This window comes from Streptomyces sp. NPDC001904, from assembly GCF_040297005.1.
Lineage (GTDB): Bacteria > Actinomycetota > Actinomycetes > Streptomycetales > Streptomycetaceae > Streptomyces.
Window position 1 is genome coordinate 50,537 of sequence record NZ_JBEOYI010000025.1, and the last position, 17,479, is coordinate 68,015.

The 17,479-nt window shown below is 75.2% G+C and carries 8 protein-coding genes; all 8 read left to right on the top strand.

Annotated features, from left to right (window positions below; translation table 11 throughout):
• Positions 1 to 247: 247 nt before the first annotated feature.
• Genes ABT127_RS31030 through ABT127_RS31065 form a run of 8 tightly spaced genes read left to right on the top strand, consistent with a single transcriptional unit; the run spans position 248 to position 17,478 of the window.
• Positions 248 to 3,502 (top strand): non-ribosomal peptide synthetase, encoded by a 3,255-nt coding sequence (locus tag ABT127_RS31030; RefSeq protein ID WP_351457200.1) that lies wholly within the window; start codon positions 248 to 250, stop codon positions 3,500 to 3,502.
• Positions 3,499 to 9,105 carry a non-ribosomal peptide synthetase/MFS transporter gene (locus tag ABT127_RS31035; protein WP_351457203.1) on the top strand — a complete coding sequence of 1,869 codons (5,607 nt, stop codon included), beginning with the start codon at positions 3,499 to 3,501 and terminating at the stop codon, positions 9,103 to 9,105. The genes ABT127_RS31030 and ABT127_RS31035 overlap by 4 nt, the downstream gene beginning before the upstream one ends.
• Positions 9,102 to 10,592 carry a class I adenylate-forming enzyme family protein gene (locus tag ABT127_RS31040; RefSeq protein WP_351457206.1) on the top strand — a complete coding sequence of 497 codons (1,491 nt, stop codon included), beginning with the start codon at positions 9,102 to 9,104 and terminating at the stop codon, positions 10,590 to 10,592. The genes ABT127_RS31035 and ABT127_RS31040 overlap by 4 nt, the downstream gene beginning before the upstream one ends.
• The gene (locus tag ABT127_RS31045) at positions 10,589 to 13,636 is read left to right on the top strand and encodes a non-ribosomal peptide synthetase (protein WP_351457209.1); all 3,048 of its coding nucleotides are present in this window, start codon (positions 10,589 to 10,591) and stop codon (positions 13,634 to 13,636) included. Before ABT127_RS31040 ends, ABT127_RS31045 begins: the two co-directional genes overlap by 4 nt.
• A complete protein-coding gene (locus ABT127_RS31050) occupies positions 13,633 to 13,857 on the top strand; it encodes an MbtH family protein (RefSeq protein ID WP_351457211.1) in 225 nt (74 codons plus the stop codon). The genes ABT127_RS31045 and ABT127_RS31050 overlap by 4 nt, the downstream gene beginning before the upstream one ends.
• Positions 13,854 to 14,120 carry an acyl carrier protein gene (locus tag ABT127_RS31055; RefSeq protein WP_351457213.1) on the top strand — a complete coding sequence of 89 codons (267 nt, stop codon included), beginning with the start codon at positions 13,854 to 13,856 and terminating at the stop codon, positions 14,118 to 14,120. The genes ABT127_RS31050 and ABT127_RS31055 overlap by 4 nt, the downstream gene beginning before the upstream one ends.
• Entirely contained in the window at positions 14,117 to 15,547 is a 1,431-nt protein-coding gene (locus ABT127_RS31060; protein ID WP_351457216.1) for a condensation domain-containing protein, read from the top strand. The genes ABT127_RS31055 and ABT127_RS31060 overlap by 4 nt, the downstream gene beginning before the upstream one ends.
• Complete coding sequence (locus tag ABT127_RS31065; RefSeq protein WP_351457219.1) at positions 15,544 to 17,478, top strand: N,N-dimethylformamidase beta subunit family domain-containing protein; 1,935 nt, start codon at positions 15,544 to 15,546, stop codon at positions 17,476 to 17,478. Before ABT127_RS31060 ends, ABT127_RS31065 begins: the two co-directional genes overlap by 4 nt.
• The last annotated feature ends 1 nt before the right edge of the window (position 17,479 follow it).

Below are 17,479 nucleotides of genomic sequence, written 5' to 3' on the forward strand. Positions count from 1 at the left end.
TTGCTCCAGCAGGCCGACCGCCCCGGAGGGCGCGTCGGCGCAGGCAGTGGCGCTGCCACCGCCCCGATCCAGGCAGCCACTCTGGTCCAGACCATTGACCCACCGCATGCCGCCTCTCTAACATCTGCGACACCGCCCGGCCCCACCCCCCGGCACCGGTATCCCCGCTCTTCGCGATGCGTGCAGCCGCGACGTACGCACAGTTCCAGCCATGTTCCGATCCCAGCGGCCCGCTGCCAGGAGTGTCATGTACAGAACCGATCGCCCGGAGGTTCCGGCGGCAGTCCCGGAGACTGGCGAACCAGGTGATGCGGGCGCGGACTCCGCTCTCTCCGTCGGGCAGGAACGACTCTGGTTCCTCGACCAGTTCGCGCCCGGCGACCCCGCGTACAACATCCCTCTCGTGCTCGAGCTCAGTGGTCCGCTCGCGCCGGTGTCGCTGCGGGCCGCCATGGACGCGGTGGTCGCCCGGCACGAGGCGCTGCGCTGCTGTTTCCCGTCCGTCGACGGCCGCCCCCACGTCGTCGTCCGTCCCGCGGCACCCGCCGCGTGGGACGAGCGGGACCTGCGCGGAGCGCCCGCCGACACCGTCGCGGCGGAGGTCGCCGCGGTGACCAACAGGAGCTTCGACCTCGCGCGAGGGCCCCTCGTACGGGCAGTTCTCCTGCGCACGGGGGAGGAGGCCCACACCTTCTGTCTCGTGCTCCACCACATCGTGGCCGACGGCTGGAGCCTGGGCCTCCTGCGGGCCGAACTGGCCGAGGAGTACGCCGCCCATCGCACGGGCCGTCCGGCCCAGGTGCCGGAGCCGCCGTCCTACCTGGCGCACGCCACCGCCGAACGGGCCTGGCTCGACAGCCCGGAAGCCGCGGCGGCCCTCGATCACTGGCGCCAACAGCTGCACGGAGCAACGCCGTTGCGTCTGCCGCTCGACCGTGAACGGCCCGCCGAGCCGGGCAGCGAGGGCGCTTACCACACCCGGATCCTGCGCGGGCTCGCCCCGGTCGTGGAGGAGTTCGCGCGGGCCCGTCGCATGACGCCGTTCATGGTGCTCGCCGCCGGTTACCAGGCACTCCTGCACCGCTGCACCGGGCAGGACGACTTCTGCGTGGGCGTGCCCACCGCGGCTCGCACGACCGTCGACAGCGAGCGCACGGTCGGCTACTTCTCCTCCACACTGGTGCTGCGTGCCGACTTCGGCGGGGCGCCGACCTTCGACGCGACACTGCGCCGGATCCGCGGCGACTGGATGCGCGCCCTGACCCACGGCCGCGTCCCCTTCGAACGGCTCACCGAGGATCTGGGCACCGAGCGCGACACGAGCCGCACACCCGTCTTCCAGACGCTGCTGACGGTGCACACGCAGAGCGGGGGCGCGCTCGGCTCCCACCCGTTCGACGACCTGATCTGCGAGGAGGGCGACGGCGGGCACACCGCGGCGAAGTTCGAACTCACCTTGGACATCCGCCCCCATGGCGAGGACCTGCACGCCGTCTTCGGCCGCCGGGCCGACCTGCTGACCGGCGAGCAGCTCACCCGGCTCGCCGCCCGCTTCGAACTGCTGCTGCGCGCCGCGATCGCGGCGCCCGGCACACCCGTGCACCTGCTGCCGGTCATGGATGCCGACGAGCGGGCGACGCTGGGCGCGCAAGCTGCCGGACCGGCGCTCGACCCGTTCGCGACGACCGTTCCCGAGCGGATCGACCGGATGGCGGGCGAAGCCCCCGACGCCCCGGCGCTGATCGGGCCCGACGCCTCGTTCACCCGTCGTCAACTGCATGACGGAGCGCGCGCATTGGCTGCCCGGCTGGCAGCGCGCGGCGCGGGCCGGGGCGACCTCGTCGCGCTCTGCGTGCCCCGGGGGCCGATGGCCGTCGTGGCGATGCTGGCGATCTGGCGTCTCGGCGCCGGTTACGTGCCGATCGACCCGCAGTACCCCGCCCGGCGGATCGACTTCATGCTGCGCGACAGCGGAGCCGCCCTGGTCGTCACCCCGGACGGCACGGCCCCGCCCGGGGTCGTCACACAGGTCCCCGTCGTGGCCGCCGACCCGGAGATTCCGGCCGCCTGCGCTCCACTCGCCGAGAACGGCGCCTCCCCCGACGACCCGGCCTACGTGATCTACACGTCCGGCTCCACCGGAACGCCCAAGGGCGTCCTCGTGACCCAGCGCAATCTCGCGTCCCGGGTCGCCTGGATGACCGGCGGCTACGGTCTCGGACCGGCGGACCGCGTCCTGCACAGCGCCTCGCTGTCCTTCGACACCAGCGCCGAGGAGATCTTCCCGGCACTGGCCGCGGGCGCCGTCCTCGTGACCGCTCCCGCCGGCACCGCACTGCCCGATCAGCTCGCCGAGCCGTACGCGGCGGGCATCACCGTCCTCGACCTGTCCACGCCGTACTGGCACCAGCTCGTCGCCGACCTCGACACGACGCCCTGGCCCACCACGCTGCGGCTCGTGATCCTGGGCGGCGACCAGGTGCTCGCCGCCCAGGTCGCCGTCTGGCGGACCCGCTTCGGCGACGGGCTACGGCTGGTGAACTCCTACGGACCGACCGAGACGACGGTCATCGCCACCACGGCCACGCTCACCGATGGCGGGCCCGCGGACCGGCCGCCGATCGGCCGCCCCATCGGCGCCACGACCGTCGCCGTGCTCGACCGCCACGTCGGCGCCGTGCCGCCCGGCACCCCGGGCGAGCTCGTCATCGGCGGGCCCGGCGTCACCGTCGGCTATCTCGGGCGGCCCGGACAGACCGCGCGCTCCTTCGTCCCCGACCCCGAGGGCCCGCCCGGAGCGCGCCGCTACCGGACCGGGGACCTGGTACGCAGCCGCCCGGACGGGCAGCTGGAGTTCCTCGGCCGCATCGACCAGCAGGTCAAGGTGCGCGGCTTCCGGGTCGAGCCCGGCGAGGTGGAGTCCGCGCTGCGCGCCCTGCCCGGCGTCGGCGAGGCCGTGGTGAGCGCGCGCGGCGACCGCCTCGTCGCCCACGTCGCCGCATCTCCGGACGCCCCCGCCCCGCACCCGGACGACCTGCGCGCCGCCCTGTCGGCGGTCCTCCCCGCCCACCTGGTCCCGCACCCGGTCGTGGTCCTCGACCGGCTGCCCCTCACCGCGCACGGCAAGATCGACCGGGCGGCGCTGCCCGACCCCGGCGCCCCCGCGTCGCGCCGCGCGTACGTCGCCCCGCGCACCGACGCCGAGGAGCTCGTCGCGGACGTCTGGCGGGAGGTCCTCGGCACGGGCCCCGTCGGAGCGCACGACGACTTCTTCGACCTGGGCGGCCACTCGCTGCTGGCCACCCGCGTGGTGGCCCGCGTCCGTGCCGCCGTCGACCTCGCCGTCCCCCTGCGCACCCTGTTCACCCACCGCACCGTCGCGGCCTTCGCCCAGGCCGTGGAGAACGCCCTGGCCGAGGAGATCGACGCGCTGTCGGAGACGGCGGCGGTCCAGCTCCTCGCCGACCAGGACGCAACAGAAGGACACGGGACCCTCGCATGAGCGCCGACACCACCGTCCCCACGGACCCGCCCGCGCCGCGTCTGTCGGCCACCAAGCAGGAACTGCTGCGCCGCAGGCTCGCAGCCCGCTCCACCGCGCGCACCACGACCGTGCCGCGCCGCGCACCCGGCACCCCCGTCCCCTTGTCGTTCGCGCAGGAACGGCTCTGGTTCATGGAGCAGTTCGCCCCCGGCACCGCCGCCTACAACATCCCGGTGGTGCGCCGGCTGCGCGGCGCCCTCGACGTGACCGCCCTCGGCGCCGCCCTGGACGCGAGCGTCGCCCGGCACGAGACACTGCGCTCCCGCTATCCCGCCACCGACGACGGCCGCCCGCTGCTCGTCATCGACCCGCCCGCCCCGGTCGCGCTGGCCCGCAGCACCGCCGCCGGCGAGGCGGCGGCCGAGCATCTCGTGGACCAGGCGGCGGCGGAGCCGTTCGACCTGGAGCACGGACCACTGCTGCGGGCCCTGCTCATCACCCTCGCGGACGCCGACGACCACGTACTCGTCCTCGTCGTGCACCACAGCGTCAGCGACGGCTGGTCCAGCGAGGTGCTGCTCGACGAGATCCTGCGCGGCTACGCGGCACGGGCGGCCGGAGACGGCGACCCGCTGCCCGAACTGGCGGTCAGCTACGGCGACTTCGCCCTGTGGCAGCGCGAGCGTCTCAGCGGCGACCGGCTCGCCGCCGAGGTCGCGCACTGGGCCCGCGAACTGGCCGGGACCGAGCCGCTGGAACTCGCCTGCTCCCGGCCGCGCCCCCCGCGCCAGACCTTCGACGGCGCCGGGTACGCCTTCGGGGTGGACCGGGCCCTCCTCGACCGGCTCGCCGCTCTCGGCCGGCGGCACGACGCGACGGTGCACATGGTGCTCATGGCGGCGTTCCAGGTGCTGCTCGCCCGCTACAGCGGCCGCCGGGACTTCGCCGTCGGCTCCCCCGTCGCGGGCCGCCCCGAGCCCGAACTGGAGCCGCTGGTCGGCATGTTCGTCAACGTGCTGCCGTTCCCCGCGCGGCTGCACGGCGACCCCACCTTCGCCGAGCTGCTGCGCCGCACCCGCGACGTGTGCCTCGACGCCTACGCCCACCAGGACCTGCCGTTCGCCCAGCTCGTCAGCGAGCTGAAGGTCCCCAGGGACGTCGCCCGGCCGCCGGTGTTCCAGGCCGTCCTCGCCGTGCAGAACTACGCCACCCAGCGCGACACGGCGACCCGGCTGCCGCTCACCGTGGAACCCTTCGGGGTGCGCGCCAGCGGCACGCGGTTCGACATCGAACTCTTCCTCCAGGAATGGCCGGACGGACTGCGCGGCTCCTTCAACTACAACACCGATCTCTTCGCCGAGGACGACGTCGCCCTCCTCGCCGGCCACCTCGGCCGGCTCCTGCACGCCGCTGCCGACGCCCCGGACACCCCGCTGTCGGCCATGGCCGAACCCACCTCCGAGGAACGCGACTTCGAGGCGCTGGACTTCCAGGGCCGGAGCGTCGACCGGGCCCCCACCACCCTGACCGCGCTCGTCGCGGAACAGATCGCCCGCACCCCGGACGCGACCGCCGTCAGCACCGAGGGGCGGCCCGCGCTCACCTACCGCCGCCTCGACGCCCTCGCCGACCGGATCGCCGCCCGCCTGACCGCCGAGGGCGTCGGACCCGGCAGCCTGGTCGCGGTCAGCGCGGAGCGCTCGCCCGAACTCGTCGCCGGGCTCCTCGGCGTCCTGCGCGCCGGAGCCGGTTACGTCCCTCTGGACCCGGGCTACCCCGCCGAACGCACCGCCTTCCTCCTGGCCGACAGCGGCGCCACCGTCCTGCTCACCCAGCGCGGACTGCCCGTCCCCGACGGCTGCACCGCCCACGTCGTCCTCCTCGACGACCCCGCCGAACCCGCCCGCACCCGCACCCGGCCCGTCCCGCCCGCACCCGACGACACCGCCTATCTGATCTACACCTCGGGCTCCACGGGCCGCCCCAAGGGCGTCCCCAACACCCACGCCGCCATCGCCCACCGCATCCAGTGGATGCAGGACGCCTACCGGATCGGCGCCGACGACGCCGTCCTGCAGAAGACCCCCATCGGGTTCGACGTGTCGGTGTGGGAGTTCTTCTGGCCGCTGACGACCGGCGCCCGCATCGTCCTCGCCAAACCCGGCGGCCAGAAGGACAGCGGCTACCTGCGCGATCTCGTCGCCGACGCGGGCGTCACCGTCGCCCACTTCGTCCCCGCCATGCTGACCGCGTTCCTCACCGAGGACGGCATCGAGCGCTGCACCTCGCTGCGCCGCGTCATCAGCAGCGGCGAGTCCCTCACCCCGGGCGCCGCCCGCGAGCTGCGCCGCCGCCTGCCGCACTGCGCGCTCGCCAACCTGTACGGGCCGACCGAGGCCGCCGTGGACGTCTCCGCGTGGGAGTGCGACGGCCCGCTGACGACCGTGCCGATCGGGCTGCCGATCGACAACACCCGCCTGTACGTGCTCGATCAGGCGCTGCGTCCGGTGCCGCCCGGCGCGCCGGGCGAACTCCACATCGGAGGGACGCCCGTCGCCCTCGGCTACCACCGCCGCCCCGGACTGACCGCCGCCCGGTTCGTCCCCGACCCGTTCGGCCCGCCCGGCTCGCGCCTCTACCGCACCGGCGATCTGGCCCGCCGCAGGCCCGATGGCGCACTCGAACACCTGGGCCGCATCGACCAGCAGATCAAACTGCGCGGACTGCGCATCGAGCCCGGGGAGACCGAGGCCGCCCTGCGCGCCCTGGACGGCATCGCGGACGCGGCGGTCGTCCTGCGCGAGGACCGGCCCGGCGACCGGCGCCTCGTCGGCTACGTCGTCCCGGCCGCCGACGCCGAGGAGCCGGACCCCGCCCGGCTGCGCGCGGCACTCAAGCGGACGCTGCCGGAGCACCAGGTGCCGGCCGCGTTCGCCGCGGTCCCCGCCCTCCCGCTCACGCCCAACGGCAAACTGGACCGCCGCGCCCTGCCCGCTCCGCAGGTCAGGCGGGCGGCGGACGCCGCCGGACCCGCCACCCCCGCCGAGCGGATCCTCGCGACCGTCTGGGGCGAGGTGCTCGGCCTCACCGAGGTCGGCGCCGACGAGGACTTCTTCGAGCTCGGCGGGCACTCGCTGCTCGCGACCCAGGTCGTCGCCCGCGCCAGGACCCGGCTGACCGAGGCGGGCGCCCGCCCGGTCAGCGTCATGGACCTGTTCACCCACCGCACGGTCCGCGACCTCGCGGCCCTGGCCGAGGACACCGCCGCCGCGGGCGACCGCCCCCTCCTGCACCGGCTCACCCCCGCCGTGCCCGCGGGCCGCCGCGTCCGCAGCTACGTCTGCGTCCCCTACGGCGGCGGCAGCGCCGTCGTCTACCAGCCGCTCGCCGACGCGCTGCCCGACGACGTCGAGCTGTGGGCCCTCGCCTTCCCCGGCCACGACGTCGGCCTGACCGAGGACCACGTCCCCTTCGACGAACTGGCCGGACGGCTGACCGCCGAGATCGAGGAACGGATCGAGGGTCCGGTCGTCCTGTACGGGCACTGCGCCGTCGGGTCCGCGCTCGCCGTCTGCGTCGCCCGGCGCCTGGAGACCGCCGGCGTACCGCTGGAAGCCGTCTACACCGGCGCCCAGTTCCCTTTCGCGCGGCCCCGCGGCCGGGTGCTCACCAGCCTCAGCCGCCTCGCCTCCCTGGACGCGCTGGTGGGAGACCGGGCCTATGTCAACTGGCTCACCGGGCTCGGGGTGAACACCGCCGACCTCGACCCGGAGCAGGCCGCGTTCATCATCGGCAACATGCGCAAGGACACCAAGGCCGCCGAGGACTGGTTCACCCGGGCCCTCGCCGAGTCCTCGGCGGGTGCGCCGCGCCTGCGTGCCCCGCTCGTCTCCGTCGTCGGCGACCGCGACCCGGCCGCCGACTTCTACCAGGAGCGGTACCGCGAGTGGCTGCTCCTCGCGGAGCGCTCGGCCGTGACCGTGCTCGACCAGGGCGGGCACTTCTTCCTCAAGTACCGGGCCGCCGAGGTCGCCGACATCGTGACCACCGTGCACCCGGCCCTCCTCGCCGAGCGCGCCGACGACCTCCCGGACGCCGCCCCGACGGCCTCCTGGTGGCTCCACGGCGACACGGGCCCTGCGGGCGCACGCCCGGGCACCGACACCGGTGCCGATCCCGACGCCGAGCCGCTGATGCCCGTACAGGCCCCCGAGGAGACGGGACCGCCGCCCGCCCGCAGGCTCCGGGCCCGCGAGCGTTCCGCCCCGGAGCCGAGCATGCGCCGGTTCCTGGTGGTGGCGGGCGGGCAGCTGGTGTCGATCACCGGCTCCGCGCTCACCGAGTTCGCGCTGCCGCTGTGGATCCTCGTCCACACCGGCTCTTTGACCCGGTACGCGCTCTACGCCGTGGTGGCGATGGTGCCCGGCATCCTCGTCGGGCCCGTGGCCGGAGCCCTCGTCGACCGCTTCGACCGGCGCCGGATGCTGCTCGCCGGAGACGCCGCCGCCTGCGCGACCCAGGCGGGCCTGCTGACGCTGCTGCTCACCGACCGCCTCCAGTCCTGGGAGGTGTACGTCCTGCTGGGCGTCCTCTCCGTGGCGCTGACCTTCCAGCGGCTGGCCTACGCCTCCGCCGTGCCGCAGCTCGTCCCCAAGCGATACCTCGGACACGCCAACGGCATCGTGCAACTCGCCTTCGGCACCGCCCAGTTCGTGGTGCCGCTCGCGGCCGTGGCCCTGATGGCGGCGATCGGCCTGAGCGGCATCCTCGTCATCGACGTGGCCAGCTACGCCCTCGCCCTCGGTGTCCTCCTCGCGGTCCGCTTCCCGCGCAGTCTGCCGTGGACGCGGCGCGAGTCGCTGGTCGCCGAGATCCGGCACGGCTTCGGACACACCTGGCGCAACCGCGGCTTCCGCGCCATGCTCCTGTGGTTCGCCGGTCTGAACGTGTTCCTGTCACCGCTGTTCCTGCTGGTCACCCCCCTGGTGCTCGCCTTCGACGATCTCCAGGGCGCGGCGCGGGTCGCCGTCGCGGGGGGCGCCGGAGCCGTCATCGGCGGGATCCTCATGGGTTTCTGGGGCGGCCCCCGGCGCCACCGGCTGCGCGGCATGCTCGCCCTCGCCTCGCTCCTCGCGCTGGCCGGGGCGGTCACGGGACTGCACCAGAGCCTGTGGGTGATCGCCGCCGGCGCGTTCGGCATGTCCTTCGCTCTGTCCCTGGTCAACGGCGTCTACGCGGCGATCGTCCAGGTGAAGGTCCCCCAGCGTTTCCACGGCCGCGTCTTCGCCCTGAACACACTGGTCGCCTGGTCCACGCTGCCGCTCGGGCACGGCGTCATCGCCCCGCTCGGCTCGAAGCTCTTCGGCCCGCTGATGGAACCGGGCGGAGCGCTGGCCCCGGTCTTCGGCCCGCTCATCGGTACCGGACCCGGCCGCGGGATCGCCCTGATGTACGTGCTGTTCGGCTGCGCGATGCTGGGCCTGGTCGCGCTCGGCCTGCGCCTGCCGGTCCTCGCCCGCTTCGACCGGGACGTGCCCGACGCGGAACCGGACGACCTGGTGGGGCTGCGCGAGCGGGCCCGCCTCGCCGCCGCCCGCCGCGCGAACGGGGGCAGGCCGTGAACCCCGCCCCTCGTACGCTGCCGGAGCTGCTGGAGCGGCGGGCCCTCGCCCACGGGGAGCGCACCGCGCTGATCACGGGCGCGGAGCGGCTCGACTTCGCTTCCTGGCAGGCCCGTTCGGGCGCCCTCGCCGCCGCGCTGCGCGGTGCGGGGCTGCGGCCCGGCGACCGGGTCGCCCTGCACCACGGCACCGCGCAGTGGAACGAGTACGCCGTGGCGTTCCTCGCCGTGCTCCGCGCCGGCGGGGTGGCGGTGCCGCTGTCCGACCGCGCGGCACCGGCCGCCGTCGACCACGTCCTGCGCGACGCCGGGGCCCGCTTTCTGCTGCGCGGCGCCGACGGTCCGGCCGCACCCGCCGGGGTCACCGCACTGACCGAGCGGGACGCCGCCGGGCACACCGCCCCGGACGGCCTGCCCGCCCCGGCGCCCGACGACCTCGCCCAGATCCTCTACACCTCCGGCACCACGGGCGCCCCCAAAGGCGTCACCGCCCGCCACGCCAACCTGACGCACGGCTGCACGCTGGACGACCGTCGCCGCCCCCTGCGCCACTCCGAGGCGTTCCTGCACGCTTTCCCCGTCGGCACCAACGCCGGCCAGACCATGCTGGTCAACGCGGTGAACGCGCACGCCGCCTGCGTCACCGCACCCCATTTCACGCCGTCCCGCTTCCTGCGGCTGCTCACCGAACACCGGGTCGGCAGCGTCTTCGTCGTCCCCGCCATGGCCATCGAACTCCTCGCCTCTCCCGCCCTCGCCGCCGGAGCGGCGGGCGCCCTGGACGGCGTGCGGCTGGTCGGTTCGACGGCCGCCGCGCTGCCGCAGCCGGTCGCCCTGGGCCTGGCCCGTGCCTTCGCCCGCGCGCAGGTCGTCAACTACTACACCTCGACCGAGGCGGCGCCCGCCCAGATCACCCTGCTGTTCGACCCGGCCCGGCCCGCCTCCCCGGGGCGCCCCGCCTCGCTCGCCGACCTCAGGGTCACCACGCCGGACGGCCGCCCGGCGGCGCCCGGTGAGCCGGGCGAGCTGTGGCTGCGCAGCCCCGCCGTGCCCCGCGCCTACCTGGGCGAGCCCGACAGCGAGGTGTTCGCGGGCCGCTGGGTGCGGATGGGCGACCTGGGCCGGCTCGACGAGGAGGGGTTCCTGCACCTGCTCGACCGGGAGCGCGACGTCATCAAGTCCGGGGCCCACAAGGTGTCCACGCTCCAGGTCGAGGACGCCCTGCACGCCCACCCGCGGGTGCTGGACGCGGCGGCCGTCGGCGTCCCGCACCCCGTGCTCGGCAGCGTCGTCGCCGCCGTGGTCGTCGCCGAAGGGGAGCTGACCGCCGCCGCGCTGCGTGCTTTCCTCCTCGACCGGCTGGCCGCCCACGAACTGCCCGACACCGTCGTCTTCCGTTCCGAACTGCCCCGCAACGAGGCCGGCAAGGTCCTCAAGCGCGACCTGCGCCGCATCCTCACCCCCGACCACCGCGAGGTGCACCCGTGACCCAGTCGTCCCGCCGCGTCAGCACGGCCCTGAGCCCGGCCCAGCACGGTGTCTGGCTCACCGAACGGGCCCTGGCCGCCGACGCCGCGTACCACCTCGCCGTGACCGTCGACCTGGCCGGCCCGCTCGACCCCGACCGGCTGCTGCGGGCCTGCGCCGCCGTCGCCGCCCATCACCCGGCGCTCACCACCGGGTTCGGGCCGGAGGGCGACCCTCGTCCCGTCCCCGCGGGCACGCCCCGGCGGGCCGCGTGCGCCGAGGACGGGCTCGACGCGTTCCTGGCGGACGAGCGGTCGCGCCCCTTCGACCTGGCGGCCGGCCCCGTGCACCGCTTCGTCCTGGTCGCACTCGCCCCCGCCCGGCACGTCCTGTCGCTGACGGTGCACCACCTCGCGTTCGACGGGGAGTCCAAGGAGCGGCTGGTCGCCGATCTCGCCGCCGCCTACCGGGGCGAACCGTCCGCTCCTGCCGGCACACCCCCGCACGCCGAGCCCGCCGCGCGGGCCGTCGCCGACGCCGAGGCGTTCTGGGCTCCGCGCTGGCAGGAGCCCGACCTCCCACGGCTTCCCGGACTCGCGGCCGTACCCGGAGCGGGGACGCAACCCGCGCCCGGCGCCGAGGTCGCCTTCGCCCTCGGCGCCGACCGCGCCGCCCGCCTGGACGGCGTCGCCCGCAGACTCGGCATCACCCGCTTCGAACTGCTCACCGCCTCCTGGCACGCCCTCCTCGCCCGCTACGGCGACCCCGCCCCGGTCACCTCGGTCGAACTGTCGCTGCGCCGCCCCGGCACCCCCGTGGCCGTGGGGCTCGCCGTCAACGAGCTGCCCCTGTCCAGCACTTGGAGCCCGCACACACCGTTCGCGACCTGGTCCCAGTCGGTGCGAGCCGGACTGCGCGCGCTCTACGCCCACCGGGACGTGCCGCTGGGCCGGTGCGTGCGCGGTCTGACCCCGCGCACCGCCCTCACCCCGCTCTCCGTCAGCTACCGGCGCCGCCCGCACGACGGCCGCCCCGACTTCGGTCCCCAGGTCCGCGCGGACGTCCGCTGGACCGGCTTCTGCGGCACCGCCCGCAATCTGTTGCACGCGCAGTGGGTGGACACGGGCAGCGAGGTCCTCACGAGCCTTCAGTTCCGCTCCGACGCCCTGACGGCCGACGCCGTGCGGCGCATCGCGGGGCACTGGACGACGCTCCTCGACGGCGCGCTCACCGACCCGGCCACCCCGCTCGGCGAACTGCCGCTGCTCACCGACGCGGAGACCGCCGCCCACCTCGCCACCGACGCCCCGCGCCCCGGTCTCGCCCGACGCACCGTGCCCGAGCTGTTCGCCGAGGCGGCCCGCACCCGGCCCGGCGCCGTGGCGGTCGTCTCCGGCGCCGCCACCCTGACCTACGGCGAACTCGCCGACCGGGTCGCCCGCGCGGCGGCCGTCCTGCGCGCTCGGGGCGCGGACCCCGGCACCCTCGTCGGCATCGCCCTGCCGCGCGGCACCGACCAACTCGTCACGGTCCTCGCCGTCCTCGCCTGCGGCGCCGCCTACCTGCCCCTCGACCCGGACTACCCTTCCCAGCGTCTGGAGTTCCTGCGCGCCGACGCCCGGCCGGCCCTCTGCGTCACCGCGCTGCCCGCCGGTCCCGACGAGCTGGGCCCGGCCGACCTCGCCGCCCCCGGCCTCCGTCCGGCCGCGCTGCCACCGCCCGCGCCCTCGGACCCCGCCTACGTCCTGTACACCTCGGGATCGACCGGCCGCCCCAAGGGCGTGGAGGTCCCGCACGCCGCGCTCGCGAACGTGCTCGGCGCGCTCCGCGACCACCTGGGCTCCGCCCCCGGGAACCGGTGGCTCGCGCTGACCTCCCTGTCCTTCGACATCTGCGTGGTCGAACTGCTGCTCCCCCTGACCACCGGAGGCAGCGTCGTCCTGGTGCCCGAAGGGGCGCACCGGGACGGACCGCTCCTGCTCGACCTCGTCAAGAACCAGGGGATCACGCACGTCCAGGCCACCCCGAGCGGCTGGCGGATGCTGCTCGACGCGGGCCTCGCCGACATCGCGACCGGCCTGACGGCGCTGACCGGCGGCGAGGCCCTGCCCGACGACCTCGCCACGGAGCTTGCCGAGGTGAGCGAGCGGCTCCTGAACGTGTACGGCCCCACGGAGACGACGGTGTGGTCCACGCTGGCCGAACCCGTCCGGGCCACCGACGGCCGGGTCCGGATCGGGCGGCCGCTGGCCAACACCCGGGCCTACGTCCTCGACGCCGGGATGCGGATCGTGCCGGACGGGCTGCCGGGGGAACTCTTCCTCGGCGGCACCGGCGTGGCCCACGGATACGTCCGCAGGCCCGGGCTGACCGCCCGGCGGTTCGTGCCCGACCCGTTCGGCCCGCCCGGCAGCCGCCTCTACCGCACCGGTGACGTGGTGCGCCGGCTGCCCGACGGGAGCCTGGTCCACCTCGGCCGCGACGACACGCAGATCAAGCTGCGCGGTCACCGCATCGAACTCGGCGAGATCGAGACCCGGCTGGCAGCCCACCCCGACGTCGCCCAGGCCGTGGTCACCGTCCGCGGCGACCCGGGCCGGCAGTGGCTCGCCGCCTACGTCGTCCTCTCGGGACCGGCCGCCCCCTCGGCCGCCGACCTGCGCGCCCATCTGGCCGCATCCCTCCCCGCGGCGGCGCTCCCCGCCACCTGCACCGCACTCGACGCCTTTCCGCTGACCCCGAACGGCAAGCTGGACCGGGCGGCTCTGCCCGAGCCCGTCCTGCCGCGGACCGCACCCGGCGGGGACAGCGGCCGCGACGCCGGACAGGACGCCGTCACCCAGGCGGTCCTGGACATCTGGCGCGCGGTGCTGGAGCTGGACGATCTGGGCCCCGACGAGGACCTGTTCGACCTCGGCGGGCACTCGCTGACGATCACCGCCATCGCCGCCCGGATCCACCGGGCCCTCGGCGTGGACGTCCCTCTGGACGTCTTCTTCGACACCCCGACCGTGCACGGCGTCAGTTCCGCCGTCACCGCGCTGCGCAAGGAGCAGACCCCATGAGCCGACCCGACCGCTATCTCGTGGCCGTCAACGACGAGGAACAGCACGCGCTGTGGCCCGACGGCACACCGCTGCCCGCCGGCTGGCGCGAGGAGGGCTTCCACGGAACCGAGGAGGAATGCGCCGCCCACGTCGACGCGGTGTGGCCGGACATCCGGCCGCTGAGCGTACGCCGTCGGCTGGCCGGAGACTCGGCCGCCGCGCACGGCGGCACCCGGTGAGCGCGACCACGCCGGACGTCGCCCGGCTCGCCGAACTCGTCGCACGGGCCACGGACGACCGGGTCACGGCCGAGGAGATCGTCGGTTCGACCGAACCCCTGGCCGCGCTGGGCGTCACCTCGCTGGCTCTGCTGCGACTCGCGGACAGCCTGGAGAGCGAGTACGGCATCCTGATCGACCTCGGCGACCGGGCGCTGCACACCGAGGGCCTTCCGGGACTCGCCGTGCACGTCGAGGAGTTGACGATGCGGGGGACGCGGTGACCCCCGCCACGGCGCGGGACACGGTCCTCACCGTTCCTTTCGCGGCCGACACCTCGGGCACGAGCCCGCTGACCTGGGGGCAGCGGGCCATCTGGAACGCCATCGGGCGCACCGCCCCCAACGACCACTACTTCAACATCGGCCGGGTACTGCCGCTCGCCGACCGCGGTACCCCGGTCACCGTGCCGCGCCTGGCCGAAGCGGTTCGCTCCCTGCTGGTACGCCACGAGGCGTTGCGCACCCGGGTGACGACCGGGCACGAGGACGGCCCGCACCAGCAGCTGCACGCGACGGGCGCTCTGGACGTGACCGTGCGCGACGTCACCGACGCCGAGGACGCGGAGCGAGCCGCGTCGGCCTTGCAGGACGCGCTGCTTTCCGACCGGTTCGACTACGCCGGGGAGTGGCCGCTGCGCGTGGGCGCCGTACGGCAGGGGCAGCGGATCACGCATGTAGTACTGGCCGTGTGCCACCTGGCCGCCGACGGCCACGGAGCCGAACTCCTCGTACGCGACCTGCGGTTGCTGGTACGGCGCGGCTCCGCGGGATCCGCGCCTCCCACGACCCCGTTCGCACTCGCCGCGCACCAGCAGTCGCCGGCCGGGCTGCGCGCGGGCCGCGCCGCGCTCGCGCACTGGGAGAACGGGCTGCGCCTCGCCCCGCCCACCATGTTCCCGACCCCGGTCGCCGTGCCGCGCACTCCGCGGTTCTGGACGGGACGGCTCGTCTCCCGCGCGCTGCCGCCCGCCGTCGACGCGCTCGCCGCCGAGCGTCATGTCAGCGGCTCGACCGTGCTGTTGACCGCGGCGGCCGCCCTGGTGGCAGCAGGCCAGGGGCACCGCGTCGCCGCCGTCATGCCGATCGCCGGAAACCGGGCCGTGCCCGAGCACCGCACGCTCCTCAGCACCATGTCGCAGGACGCCCTGTTCGTGCTTCCGGTGGACGACGCGGGCCCGGACGCGGACTTCACCGACCTGCTCGCCCTGGCCTGGCCCGCGGCGCTCGCCGGATACCGGGCGGCCGCCTACGACCCCACGGCCTGGGACGCCCTGCTGGAACGGGCGACCCGGGAACGCGGCACCGATGTCCACCCCTACTGCTGCTTCAACGACATGCGCCTGGCGGAGCGGCCCGTTCCCGCCGGGCACGCGCCGGGAGCCGACGCACTCGCCGCACTGAGCCGGCACACCGTGCTCGACTTCCCGGCCACGCAGGACCGGGTCGCCTGCCGGTACTGCCTGCACGTGACGGGCGACGACCGCGCCCTCACGGTCACGCTGACCGCCGACACCGCCTATCTGCCGCCCGACGCCGTCCACGCCCACCTGCGCGCCATCGAGGACGTCGTCGTCGCGTCCGCGTCCGGTTCCCCGCCGCGCGTGGACGAACTGGCCGGGCTGCTCGCCGCCCGGGGAGCGGGACGATGACCGGCCGCGCCGCACCGGTACCCCGTCCCGTGGCGTCGGCGGGCGCCACCTCGTGCGCGCAGGGCGGCACGCTCCTGTTCACGGTGGCGGCCGGGGACGGCGGCCCGCTGCGCGGACACGTGGTCGTCACCGACGTCGTCGCCGGGCGGGACGTGCTCCGGGCGCCGGTGCACGGAACCCGCTGGACGCTGGACGTCCCCGCCGCCTGGCCCAGTTCGCTCTACCGGGCCGCTTTCCACGACGATCGTCCGGAGGAACCGGAGCCCGAACGCGACGCCGAGCACGAGGTGTGGTTCGCGGTGCGGGCCGAGCGGCCCGGCACGGACTCCCGGATCCTCGTCTCCGTACCGTTCCCGACCTGGCGGGCCTACCACCGCGCGGGCCAGGCCGGGCGCAGCATCTACTACGCGGAACAGCCCCACCGGGCCGCCCGGGTGCGGTTCACCGACCCCGGTGGCGGGCCGCCTCCCGAGCGGTGGGAGGAGCCGCTGCTTCGCTGGCTGCCCCGCGCGGGGTACCGGGTCGACGTCTGCTCCGCCCTCGACCTGCACGACGGGGACGAACTGCTGTCCGCGTACCGGCTGCTGGTCGTCAACGGGCACGACGAGTACTGGACCGCGGGCATGCGCGACACCGTGGAGTCCTTCGTGCGCCGGGGCGGCAATCTGGCGGTCTTCGCCGGGAACACCGCGTGGTGGCAGATCCGTCTGGAGGACGGCGGCACGACGATGGTGTGCCACCGGGACGCGACCGCCGACCCGATGGCCTCCCTCGATCCCCGGCTGACGACCGTCGAGTGGTCGAGCGCTCCCGTCGACCGGCCCGAGAACCGGATGACCGGGGTCAGTTTCCGGGCCGGGGCGGGCGCCTGGGGCGAGGGGATGCGGGTCATGGGACGCGAGGCGTACACGGTGCGCTTCGCCGACCACTGGGTGTTCGAGGGCACCGGACTGCGCGACGGCGACTCCTTCGCACGCGGCGCGCTCGGTTACGAGACGGACGCCTGCGAACTGGACTGGTCGGCGGGGGTGCCCCGGCCGAGCGGACGTGACGGGACCCCGCGGTCCTTCGCCGTGCTCGCCACGGCCGACCTGCGTCACTGGCGGGCCTACGGCCAGGGCGGCTGGGCCACGCTCGGTGTGTTCTCCTCCGGGGCGGGGACCGTGTTCAACACGGCCACCATCAACTGGGGCCGCGCGCTGAGCGATCCGCAGGTGGACCGCGTCACCCGCAATGTCCTCGACCGTCTCTCGGGCGTCTCGCCGGGACCCGGCTGGCACAGCGCCGGGCCGGCCGAGGGGCTCCGGGCACTGGCCGCGTGCGAGGGTCTGCTGTTCGCCGTCGGCGCGGACGGCTCCACACTGCTGCAGCGCGAGCCGTCCGACCAGAACCTGCCCTGGTCCCCCTGCGCGGACGTGCCCGGACCGCAGCCGGTGCTCCGGTGTCTCGCGGCGCCGCGTGAGGCATCCGGTGCGGTGCCGCTGGCGCTGCTCGCCGTGGACGACGACGACCGGCTGCTCACCCGGGAACCGACGGCGGGTGCCGCCCCGTGGTCGCCGATCGGCCGGGTCCCGGCCGGGACGTCGGCGCTGGCGATGTGCGACAACACCCTCTTCGCGGTGACGGGCCACGACGACACGCTCCACCAGTGTCCGGCCGCCGACCCGAACGGGCCCTGGACGGTGCTGGGCGGCGCCGATAAGGCGGGCTGCCTCACCGTGCTCGACGCCCGGCTGTACGCGGCGGGTCCCGACGGTCTGCTCGAGCGTCCCCCTGTCACCACCGACACCGCGTTCCGGCCCGTCGGCGCCTTCCCCGCCGTGACCGCGCTGGCCTCGTACGCCGGCCGGCTGTTCGCGGTGTCCGACGACGGGCGGCTGACGGTCCATGTGCCCGGGGTGGCTCTGGCCAGTCCTCGCCGGTCCTGGTGAC

Coding starts and splice junctions, on each gene's coding strand:
- ABT127_RS31050 (WP_351457211.1), top strand. CDS start 13,633: ATGAGCCGACCCGACCGCTATCTCGTGGCCGTCAACGACGAGGAACAG.
- ABT127_RS31065 (WP_351457219.1), top strand. CDS start 15,544: ATGACCGGCCGCGCCGCACCGGTACCCCGTCCCGTGGCGTCGGCGGGC.
- ABT127_RS31035 (WP_351457203.1), top strand. CDS start 3,499: ATGAGCGCCGACACCACCGTCCCCACGGACCCGCCCGCGCCGCGTCTG.
- ABT127_RS31030 (WP_351457200.1), top strand. CDS start 248: ATGTACAGAACCGATCGCCCGGAGGTTCCGGCGGCAGTCCCGGAGACT.